Origin of the sequence: Halomonas sp. (genome assembly GCF_031581305.1) — a bacterium.
GTDB lineage: Bacteria > Pseudomonadota > Gammaproteobacteria > Pseudomonadales > Halomonadaceae > Halomonas.
Genome location: NZ_JAVLBC010000192.1, coordinates 1 through 5,962, shown reverse-complemented (window position 1 = coordinate 5,962; position 5,962 = coordinate 1). Strand labels below are relative to the sequence as shown.

Annotated in this window: 6 protein-coding genes; 3 read left to right on the top strand and 3 right to left on the bottom strand. The window is 68.4% G+C overall.

Going from position 1 to position 5,962, the window contains the following annotated elements; all coding sequences use genetic code 11:
• The first annotated feature begins 109 nt into the window (after positions 1 to 109).
• Both RI841_RS13630 and RI841_RS13625 read left to right on the top strand, forming a co-directional pair.
• Positions 110 to 871, top strand: coding sequence for an ATP-binding cassette domain-containing protein (locus RI841_RS13630; protein ID WP_310706176.1), 762 nt, complete (start codon positions 110 to 112; stop codon positions 869 to 871).
• A complete protein-coding gene (locus RI841_RS13625; protein WP_310706175.1) occupies positions 868 to 2,391 on the top strand; it encodes an ABC transporter permease subunit in 1,524 nt (507 codons plus the stop codon). The genes RI841_RS13630 and RI841_RS13625 overlap by 4 nt, the downstream gene beginning before the upstream one ends.
• A gap of 27 nt (positions 2,392 to 2,418) precedes the next feature.
• On the opposite strand, the gene RI841_RS13620 is transcribed toward RI841_RS13625, so the two are convergent.
• Positions 2,419 to 2,760, bottom strand: coding sequence for a TraR/DksA C4-type zinc finger protein (locus RI841_RS13620; protein ID WP_310706174.1), 342 nt, complete (start codon positions 2,758 to 2,760; stop codon positions 2,419 to 2,421).
• Between the two features lie 168 nt (positions 2,761 to 2,928).
• Between RI841_RS13620 and RI841_RS13615 the strand changes: the two genes are divergently transcribed.
• Positions 2,929 to 4,122, top strand: a complete 1,194-nt coding sequence (locus RI841_RS13615; protein ID WP_310706173.1) for an MFS transporter — start codon at positions 2,929 to 2,931, stop codon at positions 4,120 to 4,122.
• Between the two features lie 51 nt (positions 4,123 to 4,173).
• On the opposite strand, the gene RI841_RS13610 is transcribed toward RI841_RS13615, so the two are convergent.
• Both RI841_RS13610 and RI841_RS13605 read right to left on the bottom strand, forming a co-directional pair.
• Positions 4,174 to 5,028 carry a universal stress protein gene (locus RI841_RS13610; protein ID WP_310706172.1) on the bottom strand — a complete coding sequence of 285 codons (855 nt, stop codon included), beginning with the start codon at positions 5,026 to 5,028 and terminating at the stop codon, positions 4,174 to 4,176.
• 103 nt (positions 5,029 to 5,131) lie between these two features.
• Positions 5,132 to 5,962: isocitrate/isopropylmalate family dehydrogenase (locus RI841_RS13605; protein WP_310706171.1), on the bottom strand; the 831-nt coding region annotated here is incomplete at its 5' end.

Sequence of the window (5,962 nt, the reverse complement as noted above, 5' to 3'; positions counted from 1 at the left end):
ACGACCCCGAGCTGCTGGCGAGCTTCCCCCGCGAGGACTTCATTCCCGCCGACAACGCCCTCTATGCGCCCATCGAGGACGTCGCAGAAGAGCTCGGCCTGCTGCGCTGATGGCGGGCGAGCCACGCCGGCCGCTGGTCGCCTTCGAGGCCGAGGATCTCGGCCACGATGACCAGGTGGTGCTATCCCGACTGACACTCGCCCTCTATCCGGGTGAATGTGTCGCCCTGCTCGGCCCCAGCGGGGCCGGCAAGTCCACCCTGCTCGGCGCCCTGCGCCGACGGCTGGACGACATCGCCGCCTGGTGCCCCCAGCAGCACGGCCTGGTGCCCCAACTGGCGGTCTATCACAACATCTACATGGCGCGACTGGCCGAGCACTCGGCCCCGGCCAACCTGTGGAACCTGGTGCGCCCGCTGGCCGGCCCCTGGCGCCAGGTTGACGAGCTCTGCGATGCCCTGGGCCTGACCGGGCTGATGCGCCGCCCCATCGGCCAGCTCTCCGGCGGCCAGCGCCAGCGGGTCGCCATCGCCCGGGCCCTCTACCAGCAGCGTGACCTGTTCCTGGGCGACGAGCCGGTGGCCAGCGTCGACCCCCACCAGGCGCTGCGCCTGCTGGCGCTGATCGAGTCGCGCCACGCCACCTCGGTGATCGCCCTCCACCAGCGAGAGCTGGCCCTCAGCCACTTCGACCGAGTGTGGGGGCTGCGTGACGGCCGACTGGTGATCGACGCCCCGGCCCGCGAGCTGACCCTGACGGACCTGGACGGTCTCTACCCCGATGCCGATGCGCCCGCCGACTCGCCCCGTGAGGAAGCGGCGCCGCAGATGCCGGACCCGGAGGCGCTGCCCTGCGCGCGGGGGCGTCCGTGAGCGACAGCCTGACCCAAAAGCCGCGACATGGCCGTCACTGGTGGCGCGGCGACAGTACCGGACTGAGGCTGGCTCGCCATACCCTGGCATTGGTGGCACTGGCGGTGGTGGCGGTGCCCTTCGCCGACCTGGCGATCCTGACCCGCGACCCCTGGGGGGAGCTGGCGCGCATGGCCCGGGGACTGGCCTGGCCCGCCTGGGGGACACTGGAATCACCGCTGGAGGCCCTCGGTCTGACGGTCGCCGTGGCCCTGTGGGGCACGCTGGGCGGGCTGGCTCTGGGCTTCCCCCTGGCACTGCTGTTCGCCCGCTCACGGCTGGTCCGCGCCGTCTGCGCCTTCGTGCGGGCGATCCACGAGCTGTTCTGGGCGCTGCTCTTCCTGCAGGTGTTCGGCCTCTCGGCCGCCACGGCCCTGATGGCCCTGGCGATCCCCTATGCCGGCATCTTCGCCAAGGTCTACGCGGAGATCCTCGAACAGATATCCGCCGCCCCACGCGATGCCCTGCCGAGAGGGGTCGGGCGGCTGTCGCGCTTCGTCTATGCCGAGCTACCGCTGGCGTGGGCCAGGCTCGCCGCCTATACCCGCTACCGCTTCGAGTGTGCACTGCGCGCCAGCGTATTGCTGGGCTTCGTCGGCCTGCCGACCCTGGGTTTTCAGCTCGAGACCGCCTTCCGCGAAGGACGCTACCACGAGGCTGGGGCCCTGCTGTGGCTCTTCTATTTGCTGATCGCCAGCCTGCCCTGGTGGGGCCACCGACGGCTGATACCCCTGCTGGTGCTGGGCGGCGCCTTTCTGCTGGGTCCCTGGCCGACGGTGGAGGGCGGCCTGCTGTGGCGCTTCGTGTCCGAGGATATCTGGCCAAGGGCGTTGCTGGCCGGCGATTGGGGAGGGCTGGTCGAGTGGTTCGCGCGCATTCCCGACCTGGGGCCCGCCATCGGCAACACCCTGCTGCTCGGCCTGCTGGGCAGCGTGGGGACGCTGTTGGTCGCCCTGGCGTTGTGGCCGCTGGCCTCTCGCCACTTCGGCAATCCGGTGACCCGGCTGGCCGGGCGGGGCCTGCTGGTCTTCCTGCGCTCGACGCCCGAGCTGATGCTGGCCTTCTTCTTCCTGCTGCTGCTGGGTCCCTCGCTGCTTCCCGCCTGGCTGGCGCTGGCACTGCACAACGGCGCGCTGATCGCCTTCCTGGTGGCGCGCCATGCCGATGCCATCATCCCGGGGATGCCGGGGGTGAACACCGCAGGACGGTTGGCCTACGAACTGTTGCCACGGCTCTATCCGGGCATTCTGGCGCTGCTCTACTACCGTGCCGAGGTGATCCTGCGCGAGACAGCCATCCTCGGGATGCTGGGAGTGGCCACCCTGGGCTACTACATCGACGAGAACTTCGAGTACCTGCTGTTCGACGTGGCCTTCTTCCTGCTGCTGGTTACCGCGGCCCTCAATATCGCCGTGGACGCCCTCTCACGACGGCTGCGCCCGCGGGAGACCGCCGTCATCGACGATCCCTGCCAGCGCTAGGGACGTCGCCTCTCTCGGCGCCGGGAATCACTCGGCGCAATCGATACATTTCAGCACCAGGGGATCGCTTTCCAGTCGCCTGGCACCGATCCATTCTCCACACTCGATGCACTCGCCGTACTCGCCCCTGTCGATGCGCGAGAAGGCCCCGGTGATGCGGTGCAGCGCCAGCTGGCGACGCTGCTCCTCGGCCTTGGCCATGGCCTGTCCCTGCAGGGCATCCATGCGCGACAGACGCCCTACCGAGGTCTGGTCCAGCATCACGGTGTCGCGGGCATCACGGCTGGCGTCGCTCTGCTCGAGCAGTTCGGCGCGCAGCGCGTGCAAGCGCCTCACCACGGCGTCCATATCCAGCTCAGGATGGTTCATTATCGCCTCCACTTCCGGAAACTTTGAATCAGCCCGGCACGCCACCGTATGCACTCAAGCTGATATCCTAGGTCGCTTTCACCGGCAGGGCCGCCATGGCTCCATCTTGCCACCGCGCTCCTGCCGTCGCACTCCCGTCTTGCCATCCAACACGCACCGGAGGTCACCATGGGTTACCGCACCCTGCTGCGGGATCATCGCGGGCTATTGGGCATCGCCTTCCTGGCGATGTTCACCTCGAGCCTCGGTCAGAGCTTCTTCATCGGCCTCTTCCAGGCGCCGATCAGCACGCACCTGGGACTCTCCGCCGGGCAGTTCGGCACCGCCTATGCCGCGGTGACCCTGGTCGCGGGGTTCGCCGTGCTTCGCCTGGGCCCCAGCATCGACTGGGTGGCCCCGCGACGCTTCGCGCTGACGGTGATCGGCGCGTTGCTCGCCGGCATCCTGCTGTTGACCGCCGCCCCCTGGTGGGGGCTGGGGCTTCTTGGCCTGGGGCTGGTGCGTTTCTGCGGCCAGGGCATGATGACCCACCTGGGCAACACCCTCGCCGGCCGGGAGTTCGTCACCATGCGCGGCCGCGCCCTGGGCCTGGTCAGCACCGGCATCATGCTCGGCGAGACGGCCCTGCCGCCGCTGATGGCGGCACTGCTGGTGTGGCTGGGATGGCGAGAGCTATGGTGGCTGCTGGTGGCCTTCCTGGCCCTGTTCTGGGTACCGCTGCTGCTTCGTGGCCCCTGGCCGAAGGCACCGGGCAAGCGACCGGCGCGTGGCCAGCGACGCGAAGGTCCTCGCCCCTTCCGCGAGGCACGCTTCTGGCAGTTGCTGCCGCTGCTGATGATCCTGCCGGTGACCATGACCGGGCTCTTCATCTACCAGTCACGCATGACCGAGGACCTGGGCAGTTCGCTCACCGTCTATGCCCTGGCCCTGACCGGCATGGGGCTGGCCAAGCTGCCCGGCGCCCTGCTGGGCGGCCGCTGGGTCGACAGGCTCGGCCCGGTACGCCTGGCAAGGCTCTACCTGCTGCCCTATGCGCTGGCCCTGGTGGTGGCCATCCTCGCCGGCGGTGACATCGGCGTCTGGGCACTGATGGTGGGCGGGGGGCTCGCCATGGGGGCCCAGGAGTCCATCGCCACCAGCCTGCTGGTGCGCCTGTGGGGCGCCGAGCACCTGGGCACGGTGCGCGCCACCCTGAGCGCCGCCATGGTCTTCTCCACGGGGATCGCGCCGGCGCTGCTGGGCATCGCGCTAGACCTGGGCGCTTCCTTCTCCCATGTCCTGGTCGGCATGCTGGCGCTGCTGGTCATCGGCTGGGCGCTGGCCCAGGGCGTGCTGGCGAGCCCCGAGGCCCGGGGAGCCTGACGCGACGACGCCGGCCCGGAGGCCGGCGTCGCGTGGTGCAGGCGATGGCGATCAGCGCAGCAGCAGCACCGGACCCTTGGCCTTGCGCAGCATGGCGGTGGTGGTGCTACCCACCAGCAGATGGCGAATGCGCGAGTGGCCATAGGCCCCCATCACCAGCAGGTCGATGCCCTGCTCCTCCTGGTAGGCGCGCAGCGTGGCCTCCGCCTCACCAGCGCGAATGGCGCCCTCGGCCTCGTGACCCGCATCGCGCAGGGCCTTGAGCGCCCAGTCGAGCTGGGAACGATTATCGCCGGTCTCGGCGCCGACGATCACCACATGCACCGGGATGCCGTCGAACAGCGGGCTCTTGGCCAGCATCTCCACGCCCTTGCGAGTCGTCTTGCTGCCGTCGAAGGCCAGCATGACCTTCTCGGGCTGCTTGAAGTCGTGGGGCACCATCAGGATCGGGCGATGCAGGGTACGCACCACCCGCTCCAGGTTGGAGCCCAGGTGGCCGCTGTCCTGGTGGGCGGTCTCACCACGCTTGCCCACCACCAGCAGGCGGATCTCGTCGGCCAGCTCCTCGAGGGTCTCCACCAGGGTGCCGTTACGCTGGCGGCCGACCGGGTCGCCCACACCATCCTCGACGGCCCGCTCCTTGGCCGCCTTGAGCATCAGCCGGCCCTGCTCCTGGGCCACCTTGGCGCGCTTCTCTTCCAGTTCGGAGAGCTCCTCGAGCAGGTGCTCCCGAGAGCCCAGGCCAATGTTGCCGGAGAGATCCGCTTCGGCAGTTTGGGGATGGTTGTCGTTCACGTGCAGGAAGGTCAGCGGTGCCCCCAGCGCCAGGCTGGCCCAGGCGGCATAGTCGCAAACGCCTTCCGAGAACTTCGAGCCGTCGATGGCGGCCATCACCTGTTCGGTCATCAATCTGTTTCCTGGCTGGCGTATGTCGTTGTCTGTCACATCGTTTCTACCCGATCGGGCATGACTTGCATAGGACGTGGATCAACGTAACGCCAGCTCGGTCTCACGCCTTCAGGTTCGCCACCAGGGCATCGGCGAAGGTATCGGTCGTGCCGTTGCCGCCCATGTCCGGCGTGACCTGCTCGCGGTCATTCTCCAGTACCTCGCGGATGCCACCCCGGATCTTCGCACCCTTCTCCACCATCCCCAGGTGGTCGAGCATGTCGGCCGCTGCCAGCAGCAGTGCACAGGGGTTGGCGATCTTCTTGCCGGCGATGTCCGGTGCCGAACCGTGCACCGCCTCGAAGATGGCCACCTCACTGCCGATGTTGGACCCCGGGGCCAGGCCCAGACCACCGACCAGGCCAGCACACAGATCGGAGAGGATGTCACCGAACAGATTGGTGGTGACGATGACATCGAACTGGTTGGGATTCATCACCAGCTGCATGCAGGCGTTGTCGACGATCATCTCCTCGAGCTCGATCTCGGGATAGTCCCTGGCCACCTCGCGGGCAACGTCCAGGAACAGGCCAGAGCTGGTCTTGATGATATTGGCCTTGTGCACCGCGGTGACCTTCTGGCGACCTTTCTGGCGAGCCAGCTCGAAGGCGTAGCGCACGATGCGCTCGGAGCCGCTGCGGGTCACTCGAATGCTCGACAGGGCGGTCTCGCCATCCTCGGAGAGGCTCTGGCCTTCGGCGAGATAGGCGCCTTCGGTGTTCTCGCGCACCGTGATCAGGTCGATGTCATCGTAGCGTGAACGGGTGCCGGGAAAGCTGATCGCCGGACGCACGTTGGCATAGAGGTCGAAGTGGCGGCGCAGCTGCACGTTGATGGAGGAGAACCCCTTGCCGATCGGGGTGGTCAGCGGCCCCTTGAGGGCCACGCGGTG